The 17,300-nt window shown below is 35.1% G+C and carries 14 protein-coding genes; 6 read left to right on the forward strand and 8 right to left on the reverse strand.

Annotated features, from left to right (window positions below):
- Positions 1 to 2 precede the first annotated feature (2 nt).
- The 3 genes from DS745_RS17925 to DS745_RS17935 all read left to right on the forward strand — a co-directional run bounded on the left by DS745_RS17925 (position 3) and on the right by DS745_RS17935 (position 2,139).
- Positions 3 to 650 carry a lytic transglycosylase domain-containing protein gene (locus tag DS745_RS17925; protein WP_241657857.1) on the forward strand — a complete coding sequence of 216 codons (648 nt, stop codon included), beginning with the start codon at positions 3 to 5 and terminating at the stop codon, positions 648 to 650.
- Between the two features lie 181 nt (positions 651 to 831).
- On the forward strand, positions 832 to 1,212 hold the full coding sequence (locus DS745_RS17930) for a globin domain-containing protein (protein ID WP_129079593.1): 381 nt from the start codon (positions 832 to 834) through the stop codon (positions 1,210 to 1,212).
- 21 nt (positions 1,213 to 1,233) lie between these two features.
- Positions 1,234 to 2,139, forward strand: a complete 906-nt coding sequence (locus DS745_RS17935; RefSeq protein WP_129079594.1) for a ClpXP adapter SpxH family protein — start codon at positions 1,234 to 1,236, stop codon at positions 2,137 to 2,139.
- Positions 2,140 to 2,662: 523 nt separating this feature from the next.
- Here DS745_RS17935 and pepF read toward each other — a convergent pair.
- The 4 genes from pepF to mecA all read right to left on the reverse strand — a co-directional run bounded on the left by pepF (position 2,663) and on the right by mecA (position 8,815).
- Positions 2,663 to 4,483: an oligoendopeptidase F gene (gene pepF, locus DS745_RS17940; protein WP_129079595.1), complete on the reverse strand. Its 1,821-nt coding sequence runs from the start codon at positions 4,481 to 4,483 to the stop codon at positions 2,663 to 2,665.
- A 447-nt stretch (positions 4,484 to 4,930) separates the two neighbouring features.
- Complete coding sequence (locus tag DS745_RS17945) at positions 4,931 to 6,124, reverse strand: competence protein CoiA (RefSeq protein ID WP_129079596.1); 1,194 nt, start codon at positions 6,122 to 6,124, stop codon at positions 4,931 to 4,933.
- 95 nt (positions 6,125 to 6,219) lie between these two features.
- The gene (gene cls, locus DS745_RS17950; RefSeq protein ID WP_129079597.1) at positions 6,220 to 7,731 is read right to left on the reverse strand and encodes a cardiolipin synthase; all 1,512 of its coding nucleotides are present in this window, start codon (positions 7,729 to 7,731) and stop codon (positions 6,220 to 6,222) included.
- Between the two features lie 415 nt (positions 7,732 to 8,146).
- On the reverse strand, positions 8,147 to 8,815 hold the full coding sequence (gene mecA / locus DS745_RS17955) for an adaptor protein MecA (protein ID WP_129079598.1): 669 nt from the start codon (positions 8,813 to 8,815) through the stop codon (positions 8,147 to 8,149).
- Between the two features lie 385 nt (positions 8,816 to 9,200).
- Between mecA and DS745_RS17960 the strand changes: the two genes are divergently transcribed.
- On the forward strand, positions 9,201 to 9,884 hold the full coding sequence (locus DS745_RS17960; protein WP_129079599.1) for a TerC family protein: 684 nt from the start codon (positions 9,201 to 9,203) through the stop codon (positions 9,882 to 9,884).
- Positions 9,885 to 9,955: 71 nt separating this feature from the next.
- On the opposite strand, the gene spxA is transcribed toward DS745_RS17960, so the two are convergent.
- Positions 9,956 to 10,354: a transcriptional regulator SpxA gene (gene spxA / locus DS745_RS17965; RefSeq protein ID WP_129079600.1), complete on the reverse strand. Its 399-nt coding sequence runs from the start codon at positions 10,352 to 10,354 to the stop codon at positions 9,956 to 9,958.
- A gap of 349 nt (positions 10,355 to 10,703) precedes the next feature.
- Between spxA and DS745_RS17970 the strand changes: the two genes are divergently transcribed.
- Positions 10,704 to 11,918, forward strand: coding sequence for an efflux RND transporter periplasmic adaptor subunit (locus tag DS745_RS17970; protein WP_161568305.1), 1,215 nt, complete (start codon positions 10,704 to 10,706; stop codon positions 11,916 to 11,918).
- A gap of 1 nt (position 11,919) precedes the next feature.
- Positions 11,920 to 14,985, forward strand: a complete 3,066-nt coding sequence (locus DS745_RS17975) for an efflux RND transporter permease subunit (protein ID WP_129079602.1) — start codon at positions 11,920 to 11,922, stop codon at positions 14,983 to 14,985.
- Between the two features lie 44 nt (positions 14,986 to 15,029).
- Here DS745_RS17975 and DS745_RS25405 read toward each other — a convergent pair whose 3' ends face one another.
- The 3 genes from DS745_RS25405 to DS745_RS17985 form a co-directional block, all read right to left on the reverse strand.
- Positions 15,030 to 15,158 carry a hypothetical protein gene (locus DS745_RS25405; RefSeq protein ID WP_277750932.1) on the reverse strand — a complete coding sequence of 43 codons (129 nt, stop codon included), beginning with the start codon at positions 15,156 to 15,158 and terminating at the stop codon, positions 15,030 to 15,032.
- Positions 15,159 to 15,203: 45 nt separating this feature from the next.
- Complete coding sequence (locus tag DS745_RS17980) at positions 15,204 to 15,755, reverse strand: GNAT family N-acetyltransferase (RefSeq protein WP_129079603.1); 552 nt, start codon at positions 15,753 to 15,755, stop codon at positions 15,204 to 15,206.
- 339 nt (positions 15,756 to 16,094) lie between these two features.
- The gene (locus DS745_RS17985) at positions 16,095 to 17,291 is read right to left on the reverse strand and encodes a putative glycoside hydrolase (protein WP_196121282.1); all 1,197 of its coding nucleotides are present in this window, start codon (positions 17,289 to 17,291) and stop codon (positions 16,095 to 16,097) included.
- Positions 17,292 to 17,300: the final 9 nt, after the last annotated feature.

Below are 17,300 nucleotides of genomic sequence, written 5' to 3' on the forward strand. Positions count from 1 at the left end.
CTGTGAAGATTGCATCTTATCAGCATATGTTTCAACTTCAAGCAATCCGTAACCTACAAGGAAATAATAACCCATCTTCTTCCTCATTCGATTCAATACTCTCTAATTTGGTAGAAGAGAAATTACAAAATAATATCACAGAATTCATGAACAATATTAGTACTTTCAAGGATAAAGATGTCACAGACTTCTTTATGGATTTGAATTCACATAGATTGAACTTACAAGTAGACGCTCAACAAAGCCCATTACCTGCAACAATTTCCACACGAGCTGAGAAATACCGTGGGTATATTGAAGAAGCTGCAAGAAAATACAATGTCGATCCCAAGCTTATTTACTCGGTGATGAAGCATGAATCTAACTTTAATCAGAATGCCAAGAGTCACGCCGGAGCAATTGGATTAATGCAATTAATGCCTGCAACTGCTAGATGGCTAGACGTCAAAAATATTTTCGATCCGAAAGAAAATATTGAAGGTGGGACGAAATATTTACGACAGATGTTAGATAGATATAACGGGGATATAAATTTAGCGCTTGCTGCATATAACGCTGGACCAGGAAATGTTGATAAGTATGGTGGGATTCCACCTTTTAAAGAAACTAGGAATTATGTTCCAAAAGTCCTAAATAGTTATTATGCCTAGTAAAGTTACTTGTGATGAATTGTTTTCATCACAAGTTTTTTTATTTTCATCACATACTATAGATGTAAACTTTCAATTCACATTGCAGAATAACTCTCTTACTTAAGCTGATTATTTGCGATTGAGTATTCACCTTGCTAAAATAAGGCTACATACTTTTAAAGGAGACCTATGACCTATAATGAATTCTCAGTCAGATAATATTCCCTACTATGCTCTTGGTGGAAAAGATATATTAGAAAAGCTTGTAGACACTTTTTATGGCAAAGTGCAAGTTCACCCGTTACTCTCTCCAATTTTTCCTGACGACTTAACGGAAACGGCTAGAGTACAAAAACAATTTTTAACACAGTTTCTCGGAGGGCCTAATCTATATACAGAAGAGCATGGACATCCCATGCTTAGAGCAAGGCATATGCCTTTCCCGATTACGCTGGAAAGAGCACAAGCTTGGCTTGAATGTATGAGTGAAGCTATGGACGAAATTGAGCTTGAAGGCCCAATACGTGATTATTTCTTCGAGCGCTTAACACAAACTGCCTATCATATGGTTAATAGCTAAAAACTGAAAGGAGGGATCTAGTTGTCTACTAACGACTCTAATTCCATTTGTAATGATGAGTTAGGATTATGCGGTTTTGAAGAGCCTAATCTCAATCAATCAGAAACAACTAAAAAGCCATTAGAAATTTATACATTTATAGATCCCCTCTGTCCAGAATGTTGGGCATTCGAACCAATTCTAAAAAAACTACAAATGCATTACTGCAAATACTTTAAAATTCGCTATATTATCGGTGGAAAATTGCAATGTTGTAATGAAAAACGTACACATAAAGACATGGCTGTTGCTTGGGAGAAAACAGCTAGTAGAACTGGTATGTCTTGTGATGGTGATATTTGGTTAGAAAATCCTATTTCTACTCCTTTTGCAGCTTCAATTGCGGTTAAAGCTGCTGAGTTACAAGGAAAACAATTAGGTATTAAGTACCTTAGGAAATTACGAGAACTTCTTTTTCTAGACAAGCAAAATATTTCTAAAGAAGAGGTTTTGATTGAATGTGCGCAAAGTATTAGTGGTTTGGACATGACTGAATTTAAAAATGATTTACATTCCGATGGTGCTATTAAAGCATTACAATGCGATTTAAAAACGACAAAAGAAATGAATGTCGAGCTCTTTCCTACTATCGTAGTTTTTAATGACAACATTGACGAAGAAGGATTAATGGTTACGGGGCTTTACGATTATGATGTCTATGTCAAGGTTTTAGAAGAAATGCTCGGTGAAAAACCAGAGTCTTCACCAACTGTTTATCTTGAGGACTTTCTCAAACATCATAGGTTTGTTGCAACAAAAGAAATTGCAGTAGTCTATGATCTATCAATTGAAGAAGTAGAAAAAGAAATGAAAAAGCTTGTGTTACGTCAAATTGTTGAGCGTGTTCCAGTAAAATATGGTACCTTTTGGCGCTATCTCAGTAAATAATTACACAGGACAAATGCAAAAAAGGCTTGGTTGGGGAGACCTAGCCTTTTTTGCTGTTTTTACAATATAAATCATGCAAACAACTAAGGGATTTAAATAAAGGGATTTTTCGTGAATTTACTTCACATGAACCTAGGGGGAGTTATGTGATCTACTTCACATATACAATTTATCAATTTCTTTTTCGAAATGCAAGAAGTTTGTGAACAATTTCACAAAAATGACATGTTTTATTCTCAGTTGGAATAAGTTGTCCCTCTCTATCATAATAGTATTATAAAATACCCTAAGATAGGAGGACAAATCATGTATCATGGAATGTTTTTAATTGGCCTTCTCTTCATCTTTGTGACTTTCTTAATCTTTGTCATAAGTTTAATGAAGTTATTTCCCATTTGGCTATCTGCCCCTCTATTTTTTGTATCGATTATATTTACCGTCCACTGTTTTAATGAGAAAAGGCGTTTTAGAGGTTTCTCTTAGATAATAAAGAGGCTGAAGTAAACTACTTCAGCCTCTAATTTTATTCCTCAAACAACAATTGTTCCATTTCGGATAATGTTTTTTCAAAAACTGCTAAGGATTCCTTAATAGGGTCAGCACTTGTCATATCAACACCTGCACGCTTTAGAACTTCAATCGGATAATCCGAACTTCCTGACTTTAAGAAGTCAATATAGCGAGCTACTGCCGGCTCTCCTTCTTCAAGAATTTGCTTAGATAATGCAGTTGCTGCACTATAACCTGTCGCATATTGATATACATAGAAGTTGTAGTAGAAGTGAGGAATTCTTGCCCACTCTAAGCCAACCTCCTCATCAATGACAATATCTTCACCAAAGTACTTCTTATTTAGTTCATAATAAGTAGCTGTTAACAACTCTGGAGTTAAAGGTTCCCCGTTAGCTGCTTTTTCGTGAATAAGTTTTTCAAATTCAGCAAACATTGTTTGACGGAACACTGTTCCTCTAAATCCTTCAAGAAAATGATTTAAAAGGTATAGTTTTTTCTTTTTATCATCAGTTACCTTTAATAAATAATCGTTTAGTAACGCTTCATTACATGTTGAAGCTACTTCTGCCACGAAAATAGAATAACCAGAATAGTGATAAGGTTGAGTCTTTCTTGAATAGTAGCTATGAACAGAATGGCCAAACTCATGTGCTAATGTAAATAGATTATTCACGTTATCCTGCCAGTTCATTAAAATGTAAGGCATTGTTCCATATGTACCAGATGAGTATGCCCCACTACGCTTCCCTACATTTTCTTCAATATCAACCCAACGCTTTTCAAAACCTTCTTTGATAATATTTACGTACTCTTCTCCAAGTGGTTCTACACCTTTCGTCACAAGTTCTTTAGCTTCCTCGTAAGGAATTTCCATTTTTACGTCTTTAACGATCGGAGTATACAAATCGTACATGTGGATCTCATCAAGATTTAGTGCTTTCTTACGAAGAGCCACATAACGATGTAGTAGATGTAAATGATCATTAATTGTATCAATTAACTGGTCATATACAACCTCAGGAATATTATTTTTATCTAATGCTGCTTTACGTGCTGATGGATAATTTCTAACCTTCGCGTTGAATAAGTTTTTCTTTACGTTCCCACCGAGCGTACTTGCTAATGTATTTTTGAACTTCCCATATGTTTCATAAACAGCTTTGAAAGCATCTTCCCTTACGCGACCGTCACTACTTTCTAAGAAACGAATATATCGACCATGTGTAATTTCCACATCTTCGCCATTCTCATCTTTAATTGTAGGAAATTTCAAATCAGCATTATTCAACATCCCAAACGTATTAGAAGGACTTTGTGTTACTTCACTAACTTGAGCAAGAATAGCTTCTTCTTTTTCAGATAAAACGTGCGGGCGTTGACGATTGGTTTCATCTAAGGCATGTTTATATAATTTTAAATCTTCATTCTCTGCAACAAATTCATTAATTTTTTCTTCCGGAATACTAAGCAATTCTGGAATAATAAAAGAAGAGTAGTTACTAAATTGCGTTGCAAGTGTTGATGCGCGATCGTTTAAACCTTGGTAGAAGGAATTTGTGGTATCTTGATCATTTTTTAAATGTGCGTATACATATAGCTTTCCAATACGCATGCTAAGCTCATTTTGATAAGATAGACATTCAAATAGTTTATCGCTACTCACACCTAACTGGCCTTTAAACTTTTGTAAATCAGGCATTTCTTCTTGTAACGATTTAAACTCAGTCTCCCAGTCCTCAGTTGTTGCAAAAATCGCTTCCACGTCCCATGTTCTTTCAACAGGGATTTGTTCACGCTTTGGTAGCTGTTTTGTCTTTAATTGTTCTGTCAAAATAAAGCACCTCCGTATTTCTATAACATAGTATCAAGAATAGTTTGCAGCTTTCTAAATGGCTGTTTTCGCAAAGTTTGTTGCTTTCGTAAAAATCCCAAAAGCCGGATTTTTACACAAAATACTTAGAATTCACAACTAATTTAGTAAGTATTGCTCTTTTCTTACATAATTTATTGACTGATACCTTCATCTAGAATACTTTTCCGATAATTTTGGGATAAGAAAGCAACAGTTTTTTTTTGCGACGAGTAACCGCAGGAGCATTGGTTACGAAAAGAGCCTTCTAAATAAAGCTTATTCCATATATATTGTTCGCTATGAAAAAGAATTAATCCTTTTTATAAATGAATTCCATAATTACCTTATCAACTTATATCAAACACTAATATAGTAATTATGTAATTCATTGAACAAAATAATATTACTACTCCCGAAATAAATTTGCTAATATTTCGCCTGAATGAAATACTCCATGACCTTTCGATCAGCCCTCGCTGCCTCTTCAAGATTTCTAGGAAAGTTAATCTCTTTAAGTATTCGATAGTGTTGATGGTCTGTGGTAAAGAGAAGATTTTCACTTACTAAAAATTTCAAATACTCATGAATAGCTTGCTGGCTTCTCTCATTATTTTCTAAAGGCAACAAGCGAATGTGAAAAATACCCTTTCTAACAAGTGTTTGAAATGCTCTAATCACAAGATTAACATGAATACTCTCACCTATATTTCTACTAAAAATAAAAACAATACTTATCCAACTTTGCCAAATATAAGTTGGTGTCTCAATAAAATGATGGTAAGGAACTGGAACACCAGCAGTAGGAGAAAATAACATGAAAGAAAGGCCTTTCTGAAGGAATAGTTTCCTTACAAATAGTTCTGCTGTACTACATTTAGGTGAATATATACGCCAATTTTGTTTTGTATTACTCCAAGTTACATAATCAAGAGCAGGCTTACCAGGCGTGAGGAATTCTTGAAAGGTACATTTATTTAGGGGAATGAATACTTGAGTAGTTGCTGTTCGAGAAGTAGATAGTGCTAGTAGATTTCTTAAGAATAGGAAGTTTTTACTCTGTGGACAAAATGAAATGATTTGCGGGAGTTGTATAGAAGATAAATTCGTATGAGCAAAAAGCCAATGAAAACTAGAAAGACGATACACGTTTCGATATGCTCGCTTTAATTGGTTGCTGCCTAATATCCAAACAGGAATGTAATTGTTTTTTTGATAGGTTTCCGTTCTTTTGTAGAAAATCTGCGGGGAGATGTTTGAACATTGAAATTCAATGACATAGGTCTTCTTATGTATAGTAACAAGTAAATCAGGGCGCTGTTTAATGTCTTTTAGATAAGGTTCTAATGAAACAGTAAGACCTTGATTAAAAAGCCAATCAAAGAGTAGTTTCTTTCCATCGAGGTGGGTCAATGTTTCCCCTTCCATTTCAACTGTACAGTTTAGGGCCTGTTTATGAGCAAAATGCCAAGCATGTTTAGAACCTAATTTTAATATTACTTCTTGTCCACATGCTGGACAAAAAAATGATTTCTCCCCTCGGAACTTCAGTAGTTCCTTCTTCTCGTACTGATGGGCTACTAAAGAAAATGGAGTTCCATCTTTTGTTAAAGCAACAAGCATATAATCCCTCCTAAGTAATTCTTATCTATTGTTTGAAGAGTAGAGTTTAGAAAATCAATAGATTGATTATCATGATCTAAACTCTACCCCCTTTACTATAATAGTGGTGACAATAACCTTGAAGTTGATTCAAAGATTTTTTTATGAATAGAGCGTTTTTTAAATTTCTCATAGCTAATAATTGTAGAGTGCTCCATATCATAAATATAGTCTCCAACGAGTGAATGAACACTTTTGGTTTTATACAGAAATGCATTCACTTCAAAATTCAAATGAAAACTTCTCATGTCCATATTTGCGGTACCTATAGATGCTATTTCTTCATCAACAATTAAGATTTTGCTATGCATAAATCCACGGTTATATTCATAAATTTTCACTCCCGCTTCTAGTAATTCAGGGAAATAGGAACGTGACGCGTAAAAGACAATTCTTTTGTCTGGTCGGTTAGGGACCAAAATTCTAACATCTACACCACTTAGGGCTGCAATTTTTAGTGCGGACAAGATATCATCATCAGGAACAAAGTATGGTGAGGCAATCCAAATAGACTTTTTCGCAGAAGTAATCATTGAGAAAAATAATTTCTTAATAACCTCCCACCTTGTATCTGGCCCACTTGCAATCATTTGTACTCCACCTAAATGTTCGGATGTCGGCAAATCAGGGGAAAGATAATTTGGCTTTAGTAATGTTTCACGTGTCATATAGTACCAATCTCGTAGGAATATAAGTTGCAACGAACGGACAGCTTCTCCTCTTACAAATAAATGAGTGTCTCGCCAATGTCCAAAATATTCATTTTTCCCTAAATATTCATCACCAATATTTAAACCACCTACAAATGCAATTTGGCCATCAACAACAATAATTTTACGGTGATTTCGATAATTAATACGATGATTTAACAAAGGCATCTTTACTGGTGCAAATGGAACCATTTCGACACCAGCATCCTTTAATTGCTGTATATAGTACTTGGAAAGCTGAAAACAGCCTACGGCATCATATAGAAAGCGAACATTTACACCTTGTTTAGCCTTTTCAATTAATATGTCTTTAATTTCGTTTCCAATCTCGTCATTTCTAACAATATAATACTCCATATGAATGTGATTTGTAGCATCCCTAAGAGCCTTTAATATATGTGCAAAAGTCTCTTTTCCATCGGTTAACACTTTTGTTTCTGTAGCAAACGATATGGGACTGTTTGCAAGCCTATGGGCCAGGCGAAACAACAGTTGCTGGTCCTCACCCATTTTCCCTAACTCATTTTCATTAAGAGGCTTATTCCCTTCTATTCGATCTAAGGCTTGTTCATCCATGATTGCCTTCTCTGTAAAGGTTTTCATTTTTCGGTGATTTTGCCCAAACATTAAGTAAAAGAAAAATCCTAACACTGGAAAAATAGCTAGCACAATTAACCAGGTAACTGTTCTCGAAGGATGCCGATTTTCAAAGAATATGACAATTGCTATAAAAAAAGCAGAAAGAGAAAATAAAATACTGACAATTCCAACAATCCAGCCTTCCCAATAGTTTTTTGTTAGGTACAAGACCACACCAACTATGGCTAAAAATACCATAACTTGTAATTTCTTCTTCATCGTTTACTTATCTCACTTTCTATAGAAAGTATTTCTTTTTTATAAAGATTTACTTCCTCTTTACTCGTAATCATAAAGGTATAAAGGTTAAAAATAAAAGGCTCTTTTCGTAAACATTGTGGCTCTTTTTATCCTAAAATAATCGGAAAAATACCGTAGATGAAGATATCAGCCAATAAATTATGTAAGAAAAGAGCAGTACTTACTAAATTAGTAGTAAATTCTTAGTAATTTGTGTAAAAATCCAGATTTTGGGATTTTTACGAAAGCAACAAACTTTGCGAAAACAGCCAAATAAAAAAAAGGGACTGCAACTTCCTAAATTAACAGATAGCCAAATAAGAAACCTTCGTCTTGAGGCGATTTACTGGTATCTATTCTCAGAAGTGCCTGACCCCAATTTTTGATCGGCATATTAATGTTTTGAAAACATTCCTCGTAACGCTTGTAGTGCTTCATCACCTATAATTTCTTTTCCATATTCTTGAATACGGTGAATCGTAATTTCAGATTCATAACCGAATTCAAGAATTTGGCTAAGGATATCATCTTGTTCTTCTTCAGGGAACTCATCGGTAAACATCACGAATAAATAGTAACGATTTTGGAAGTGATAAAGGGCGTTTTTAAATCCCCTCACTTCGAAATGGTGACTTAACGATATAATATCTTCAAAGTCATCAAAACCGATAACAAGATCTAATAATTCTTGTTGATCATCATCTTGATCACGATATTTATTCTTTACAAAGTTATCATCTAACATATCGACAATATTGTCGTCGACAGGAATGTTTACTTGTTCGTTTGAAACTGGAATTTCAAGTCTTACGTTACCATCCGTAATTTGTCCTCTTGTAACGATAATTTCTAAACCTTTGTCAAGAGCTTGCACTTGTATCCAAAGTGGTCCCTCTAATTCAAAATTTTCTTTATCATTTGCTTCATTGATCATTTCAAAAAATAGTTCCTCGCCACGTTCGCGATTATACCAGATTTCTTCTCGATCAAATCCACGGGTTTCTATATCTTTATAGGTAATATAAAACTTAATCGTTGACTCATTTAGTCTTTCAATCTCCATAAATCTTCTCTCCCTTCTGGCGAATTCAAAATGGCGGAAGGGATGCTTCATCCCTTGAAATGAATAACAATTTCCCTTTAGCATTAACTGAATAGTCATCCTTGGTCACTAGTAAAGAGCATTTGTTTTCTAAGTTTCCATCGAAGAAAAAGCAATTCCTTTTCATATATTATACTTCTATTCTATGATAAATCAATTAAGAATGGAAATTATATGCTAAGCAAATTAATACAGAAAATTTTCTCTTATTATTTTTCTAAAAATGGAATGATTTACTTAATAAAGTGATATGTTTAGTTAATAAGTTGTCCTTTTGCATTACTATTTATTACAAAATAAATTTCTTACTATTTGTTTATTCACTTATGAAACCTGAGGTGTGTCCATGAGCCTAGAATTAGACTTTCTTATTCCGTTACTAACTATCATTTGTATTGACATTGTATTAGGTGGTGACAATGCTATAGTTGTTGCTCTTGCCTGTCGTAACTTACCTGAAGAAATCCGAAATAAAGCGATGATTGCTGGCATAGTACTAGCTATTATAGCTCGGATATCTTTAACCTTAGTAGCAGTCTATCTACTTAAAATTCCTATGCTAATGGCAATAGGTGGTGCTCTATTGCTCTATATCTCCTACCATCTATTGGTTGAGATAGATGACGATAGAGATATTAAAGGGACAACAACTATTTATGCAGCTATAAAAACAATTATCATCGCCGATATCGTCATGGGTTTTGATAATGTAATTGCGGTCGCAGGAGCTGCACATGGGAATATTACATTAGTAATAATTGGTTTGATAGTATCTGTTCCGATTATTATTTGGGGCAGCAAAATCATTCTTAATGCTATGCAACGCTTTCCGATCATTATTTACATTGGCTCTGCAATACTAGCTTTCACAGCTACAAAGATGATCCTTCATGAACCACTATTGGCTCCACTGTTTTCGAGTCATCCACTTGTTTCAACTCTGTTACAAGTCATCATTATCAGCGGTGTAATTATAATTGGGTGGATCGTAAATAAGATGAAAGGTGATAGTTTTGAATTAAGACTTTAGAGGAAAACTAAAAGTAAAAAAAATAGAAGAGGCAGCTGATAACTGCCTCTTTAAGCTTGTATTCATAAAATCTATTCGTTTGCAGCTCTTTGCGCTTCCTGTAGGAAAAACGTACGTACTTTTCGAGGTAAGAAACGGCGAATTTCAGCTTCGTTATAACCTACCTGTAATCGTTTCTCATCAATAATTATTGGTCTGCGTAAAAGTCCAGGATTCTCACTAATGATCTTAAATAATTGCTGTAATGATAATGACTCTACTTCTACATTCATTTCTTGGAATACTTTAGAACGAGTAGAGATAATTTCATCAGTACCATCTTCTGTCATTCGAACAACCTCTTTAACTTCCTCAATTGTTAATGGTTCAGCAAAGATATTTCTTTCAACAAACTCTATGTTGTGTTCTTCTAACCATGCTTTCGCTTTTCTACATGATGTACAACTTGGGGATGTAAATAGAGTAACCATTTTCGCATTCTCCCTTCAAATTATCTTTATCTAAAACTATATTTGCTAGATATGATGTTAGTTGATAATTAAATTATACAATAATTATTCTAATTTGAACACCCCTGATTGAAAAGAAAATAAACAAAATTTATACACTCTGTACATAGGGAAAAACTTAAATGTATTGCTCTTCCCCATTTACCCAATTTCAATTTTTGTTAAACATCTGTAAAAGAAATTTTTAAGGTGATTTCTTTTGTACTATTATCTAAAATATAGTACCTTAGTAGTAGAATTCTTAAGATCAAGTATAGTTAAATTCACTTTACAAACATTAATTATAGATTTTACTTAGGAGATGAAAAACTTGAAACGTATTGGACTGGTCATTGCTTCATTAGTATTTTTGGCAAGTTGTTCGACAAAAGATATTACAAGTGAATCAGCATTAGGTCAACAAATACCCGTAGATGTAATATCTGTTCAAGAAATGAACTTAGAGCAAAAATTAGAAATCTCAGGTCAAGCCTTACCTAATACAGTGATCCCTCTTTTCACGACCACTCCGTTGACTGTACAAGATGTTTTTATAAAGGTAGGCGATAAAGTCACCAAGGGGGAACAACTGTTAAAGTTAGACGATGAACTTTTACGTAGTCAAGTCAACCAAGCACAAAAGGCAGTTACCGAACTCGAAAAAGGGATAGCTACAGCTAAACAAATGCAAAAAGGTGCCAAAAGTAGCCTAGCCGAACTTGAAAAGTTACAAATTGAACTAGAAAATTCTTTAGAAAGTTCTAGACAACTAATACGAGGTCTAACTGATGAAAACGAAGAAGTCTCTTTGCTGATGATTATTCAACAATCATTAGAAACTTCTTTAAAACAAGCAGAACTTACTCAAGCAGCAGGGCTACTAGGTAGTTTACCGCAAATAAATGTTGCTGAGTTAGAGATGCAGTTAGAAATAGCTAAACAAAATGCTCGCCAAGCCCAAATTGCTGTTGATGCGACTACTATTAAATCTCCGATTGATGGGATTATTGCAGAAATAAATGTTTCTCCAAACCAAATTGCTCCACCAAACAATTCGCTTGTAACTGTAGTAAACCTAAGCCCTATTATCGCAACATTTCAAGTAAATAGTTTTCAAGTCGTTCAATTAAAAGAAAGCATGCAAGCAAAAATCCAAATAGATGGAATACAAGATCAAATTGATAGCTACATCCAAGTTGTATCGCCAACTATTAATCCACAAACAAATTTATTTAAAGTTGAAATCCCCATTACAAATACCAATGAAAACATTAAAGGTGGAATGCGGGTGACAGCTTTCATTGATATTGGTGGTATTGAGAAAGCTAATGTCATCCCAGTCGATAGTATTCTTTATGACGAAAACTCAGCTTATGTTTTCACTGTAAAAGACGGTATTGCCAAACGAAACAATGTTGTTTTAGGTGTTAGGAGTGGCGACGTCATTCAAGTACATGAAGGTATAGCTAAAAACGATCTCATCGTAACAAGAGGAAAAGAACGTCTAACTGACGGAGCAGAAATAACTGTAAGAAACGAGGATTAACATGAAAATTGCTAGATTATCTGTACTTAAACCTGTAGCAATGTCTATGGTTATTGTATTAATACTAATTCTCGGATTAGTTTCCCTACGTGATCTTCCTGTAGACTTATTTCCTGAACTTACGTTTCCAGTAGCTGCAGTAACGGTCACTTATGAAGGTGCTGGACCTGAAGAAATTGAACAGCTTATTACAAGACCTATTGAAGAGATTATGTCTAGTATTCCAAATGTCGAATCTGTGTCATCAACATCTCGTACAGGAGGAGCGCTCATTCTAGTCTCATTTGGTTGGGGTACTGACATGGACTTTGCCACCCTAAACATGCGAGAAAGATTAGATTTAATTAGAGATAGCTTACCTAGGGAAGTTCCTATGCCTATGGTTCTCCGTTTTGACCCTAGTATGTTGCCCATTACACAATTGGCCATTACTGAACCGAATGGTGACTTAATTACGGCAAAAAAACTAGTTGAAAATGAAATTAAACCTTTTCTAGATTCAGTAGATGGGGTTGCTGCTGTTACTGTTGAAGGTGGTACTGAACAAGAAATACAATTACTTGTCGATCCGAATAAGCTTAACAGCTACGGTGTTAGTCTTTCGCAATTACAACAGCTTATCGGAAGTGAAAATTTAAATTTACCTGGTGGGTCCCTACAAGATCAAAATCAAAACCTACCAATCCGAATTACTAGTCAGTTTACATCAATCTTTGACTTAGAAACGTTACCAATTCCAACTATTCAAGGGAATGTACCATTAGGGTCATTAGTTGAAATAAAAGATACAACAAAACCCGTTCTTCAAGAAAGTTACCTTAATGGAGAACCTAGTGTTGGGCTCTCAGTTTTAAAAGCTTCTGGGGCTAACACTGTTTCAGTTTCTCGGGCTATAAATAAACGCTTGGAAGAGTTGAAAAAAAATCTACCAGAAGGCGTTGAAATTAAGGCAATCTTTGACCAAAGTAAATTTATCGAACAGTCAATTCGCGCAGTCGCTTGGAATATGCTTTTAGGTAGTATATTAGCTGCAGCAGTTTTGTATTTATTTTTACGGAATATGCGCAGTACACTAATTATCGGCCTTTCTATACCGATTTCGATTGTCACTACCTTTCTTTTCATGTACTTTAGTGGCCTTACATTAAACGTACTTACATTAGGAGGACTGGCATTAGGGATAGGTATGATGGTAGACAATGCCATCGTAATTTTAGAAAATATCTATCGATTACGGCAATTGGGATACAGCTTAAAAGAAGCGGCAATCGAAGGTACAAGCGAAATCGGAGGTGCTATTGTAGCATCAACACTAACAACAGTCGTCGTTTTTCTTCCTATTGTTTTCGTAGAGGGGCTAGCCGCTCAATTATTTAAGCCATTAGCATTAAGTGTTGCATTTTCGTTATTAGCTAGTTTGTTTACAGCACTCATTATTGTCCCTCTTCTTTCATCAACATTTATGAAGGTTAGTGATGAAGAGTCTTCCTTTCAACACGGGTTTAATCGAACCTCCGATTGGTATAGAGGTGTGTTGCAAAAGGTGCTTAAAAAACCAAAAACAACAATAATGATAACTTTCATCCTGTTTTTAGCGTCATTTGGATTAACGCCATTCATTGGTCAAGAATTCCTTCCAGCACAAGATCAAGGCTTTGTTGGTATTGATGCAAGATTACCTGCAGGAAGTGCACTAAATTCTACTTATGAGATGGTCCAAGACATTGATCAAGTCCTTGGAGAAATTGCTGAAATCGATTTGTCATATGTAACAGTCGGCGGAACAGATAACTTCTCCTTGGCAGCTGGGACACAAATGAACCGAGCTAACTATAATATTCTCTTAAAAGACCTTTCAGAAAGGAAACGTAGTGACGTTGAAGTAGCAGAAGACATACGGAATCAACTACTAAAGATACCAACTGCAGAAATTCGCGTGTCTGCTAGCGATTCGGGTTTTTCAGGAGATCCAGTTTCAATTACAGTTAAAGGACCTGACATTGATACATTACGTATTCTTTCAGACGAAGTTATTGAATTAATTTCAAGAGTTGATGGAGTAAGAGAACCAAGCTCTAACTTCACAGCGGGAAATCCGGAAATAACTGTCAGTATTAACCGAGAACGCGCATCATTCTATGGCATTAGAAGTGCCCAAGTAGCAGGAGCGATTAACGATGCGACAAGAGGGTTAGTTTCAACAAGACTTGCTAGAAGTGGTGATGAAATAGATGTCCGATTAGTGATTGATGAGCGCTATACATCTTCAATTGAGCACCTCTCACAATTATTGATTGACGCTCCTACCGGAGAGAAAGTCCCTCTTCATGCGATTGCACTCATTGAACGAGATCAAGGTCCTAATCAAATCCGCCGGGCTGACCGACTCCGTGAAGTTACTGTAAGAGCATCTATCCTAGATCGAGATCTTGGGAGTACAATTAATGAAATCGAAGAAACTTTGCGAAGTGAAATGTCCTTGCCTGCTGGGTACAGAATTTCTTTTGGTGGACAAAATGAACAAATGCAAGATGCATTCTTTAAATTAAGTGGGGCTATTGCATTAGCAGTTATCCTTGTCTATATGGTCATGGCAGCTCGTTTCGAGTCATTCTTTTCACCATTTATTATCATGTTCAGTGTTCCTATTACGGTAATTGGGGTATTAATTGGCCTTTTCATTACTTTTCAACCACTTGGTGTAGGTTCACTTGTTGGAATATTAATTTTAACTGGGATTGTTGTTAACAATGGGATTGTCCTGATTGACTATATCAACTTATTGAAATCTAAGGGAGTTGATACCTACGAGGCAATACTAGAAGCAGGACCAACGAGATTAAGACCGATATTAATGACTGCTTTAACGACAATTCTTGGATTAATACCGTTGACTTTAGGATTTGGCGAGGGGACAGAAATCCAACAGCCAATGGCTATCGTAATTGTATTTGGTCTTAGCTTTGCCACTTTTATTACCCTCCTATTAATACCCGCTATTTATTATGTAGCTGATCAGTGGAAGGAAAATAGAAAAGCAAAGAAAAGTCTAGAATTAAAAGTTTAAAGCATAAAAATTAGGATGGCTATCAAAGCCATCCTTTTTAGTAATTATGCCGTTGTTCTTGAATTTGACGAAACAGGATTTCTACCAGGAATATGCTGCAATCCAGGTAATTTCTTTTTGAGCTCTTTCAAGATCTCTCTAGTTTTTTTTCGTTTTTTGTCTCTTGATTTCATTTTTGAACACCTTCCTTTTGCGTAACATCAAGGAAACATTTATAATTAGGTCCTATCTTCATTAAAAGACAGAACTTCATCAACACTTTGATAGGCCTCACCATAGATTTCTTTGTCTTTATACGTATGAATCGTTTCGTACGTATGCTTCATCTTATCAAAAATCATTTCTTCGTCTTCTGCCTCAGGTGACCAATACAAAATTTCTAACTCTGTAATCTCGTTTGTCGCTAGTGATTTTCGACGATAACCAATTGATTTAGCATGCTTGAAGTCTTCACGCTCATAGAACCTTAACCGCTTTTCCGTATCTGTATCGACGTAGTTAATCGGTTCTACTTCTAAAATAATCGGTTTTTGCTTCTTTTTTAATTTAGTTAGTAGTTTTTTCCCGAGACCTTGACCCCTAGCATCTTTTGATACAAATAGATAATCAATAAATAAAAAATCATCCATTTCTACATACATCATAACATAATTCGGGCCTTCATCCTTGTGATAAATATCTCCTTTTTCCTTTAACAATAACTCCATATGCTTTTGAGATTTCATTTCTTCTATCGGAAAGTACTGATTAAGCTTTTCATACCAATTCATACTTACCTCCAAAGTATTAGACTATAACATGTCTCTACTTATAGTATATGCATTTTTCAAAATTTGTTAAGCATTGTTCTTGAATAATGGCTCTTTTCGTAAACATTGTGGCTTTTTTATCCTAAAATAATCGGAAAAATACCCTAGATGAAGATATCAGCCAATAAATTATGTAAGAAAAGAGCAGTACTTACTAAATTAGTGGTAAAATCTTAGTAATTTGTGTAAAAATCCGGCTTTTGGGATTTTTACGAAAGCAACAAACTTTACGAAAACAGCCTGAATAATAAAAGAAAAAGCACAAAAGGAATTTTTTCTACCCCTCGTGTGCTATTTCTTTTATTCTAATTTGTAATTTACACCTTGTGTATAACGGTTACCGGCATTCCATAATAAAAATTCTGTAATTCCATTCTCATATAAGGCGCGTATTTGTGCCTCTACCTCTTCTTTACCATAAACCTTATAGTTTCCTGCCCCTAAATAGGAAGCCGTAAAGTCTTGAAGCCAAGGTCTAGATATTGGTCGATTTTCAAGTCTAGATAATATTTCATTTTCTACTTTGGCGTAAGCGCTGACGAGCTCGTAAGGATGTAAATCAGGTTTAGATATACCAAAATAGGATGTCCAATGACTCGGATAAATCATTGAGGAAATAACATCAACATTTTCCGAAATTCTAGAAAAGTTTTGACCAATGCCAGGAGCTTCGGAAATCGTTGCTGAATACCCGAAAATATCTACAGATACATCAACACCATAGGGTTGTAACTGTTCCCTAGCATACGCGACAAAGTCGGTTACTGCATCTACTCGTTTCTGAACATTATTTCTGTCTCCACCATGATAATCCCCTGTACCATATGCTAATATTTCGTCTCTTCTTTCAAAACCTTCTGGAAAACGAACATAATCAAACTGGATTTCTTTAAACCCCATTTTTGCCGCTTTTATGGCAATGTCAACGTTATAGTCCCATACTTCTTTTAGAAATGGGTTGACAAAAGCTTCTCCACGTCTGTTTTTCCACACTTTATCATTTTCAGTGAATGATAAGTCTGGGCGATTTTCGGCAAGAACCGAATCTTTAAAGACAACAATTCGAGCTATAGGATAAATCTGATGTTCCTCTAAGCGTTTCATCATATCTTGAGGATTACGTATATATGGTTTACTTATGCCCTTGTAGGGTGAGGCTTCTTCTGGCACATAAGTTATATATCCAAAATCATCCTTAATATCAATAACCATTGCATTTAAGTCTGTGTTGTCTAATAGGTCAATAAGAGAATTGAAGCGCTCTCCTCCAGCAGAATGACCAGTAACATAAATTCCTCGAACAGCATCAGGATACTCGAAATTATAACCGGATTGGAAGGTAAATCTTATCATTTTTTCAGGTATACTTGGCATTCGCAATTCTGTTGTTTTTGTCATATGTTCAGAAGCTAATTTTTCAGCGTATGTCTCTACAGGAACAAGAAAAATTATGAGCATTAAACAAAACGATATGAGTCTCAGTATTTGCTTTTCCATCTTACACCC

The sequence above is a fragment of the Anaerobacillus alkaliphilus genome, from assembly GCF_004116265.1.
Taxonomy (GTDB): domain Bacteria; phylum Bacillota; class Bacilli; order Bacillales; family Anaerobacillaceae; genus Anaerobacillus; species Anaerobacillus alkaliphilus.

What these genes read in the sequence shown, in the direction of transcription:
- DS745_RS17930 (WP_129079593.1), top strand. Translation starts at nt 832, where the DNA reads ATGAATTCTCAGTCAGATAATATTCCCTACTATGCTCTTGGTGGAAAA.
- DS745_RS17945 (WP_129079596.1), bottom strand. Translation starts at nt 6,124, where the DNA reads ATGCTTGTTGCTTTAACAAAAGATGGAACTCCATTTTCTTTAGTAGCC.
- cls (WP_129079597.1), bottom strand. Translation starts at nt 7,731, where the DNA reads ATGAAGAAGAAATTACAAGTTATGGTATTTTTAGCCATAGTTGGTGTG.
- mecA (WP_129079598.1), bottom strand. Translation starts at nt 8,815, where the DNA reads ATGGAGATTGAAAGACTAAATGAGTCAACGATTAAGTTTTATATTACC.
- DS745_RS17960 (WP_129079599.1), top strand. Translation starts at nt 9,201, where the DNA reads ATGAGCCTAGAATTAGACTTTCTTATTCCGTTACTAACTATCATTTGT.
- spxA (WP_129079600.1), bottom strand. Translation starts at nt 10,354, where the DNA reads ATGGTTACTCTATTTACATCCCCAAGTTGTACATCATGTAGAAAAGCG.
- DS745_RS17975 (WP_129079602.1), top strand. Translation starts at nt 11,920, where the DNA reads ATGAAAATTGCTAGATTATCTGTACTTAAACCTGTAGCAATGTCTATG.
- DS745_RS25405 (WP_277750932.1), bottom strand. Translation starts at nt 15,158, where the DNA reads ATGAAATCAAGAGACAAAAAACGAAAAAAAACTAGAGAGATCTTGAAA.
- DS745_RS17980 (WP_129079603.1), bottom strand. Translation starts at nt 15,755, where the DNA reads ATGAATTGGTATGAAAAGCTTAATCAGTACTTTCCGATAGAAGAAATG.
- DS745_RS17985 (WP_196121282.1), bottom strand. Translation starts at nt 17,291, where the DNA reads ATGGAAAAGCAAATACTGAGACTCATATCGTTTTGTTTAATGCTCATA.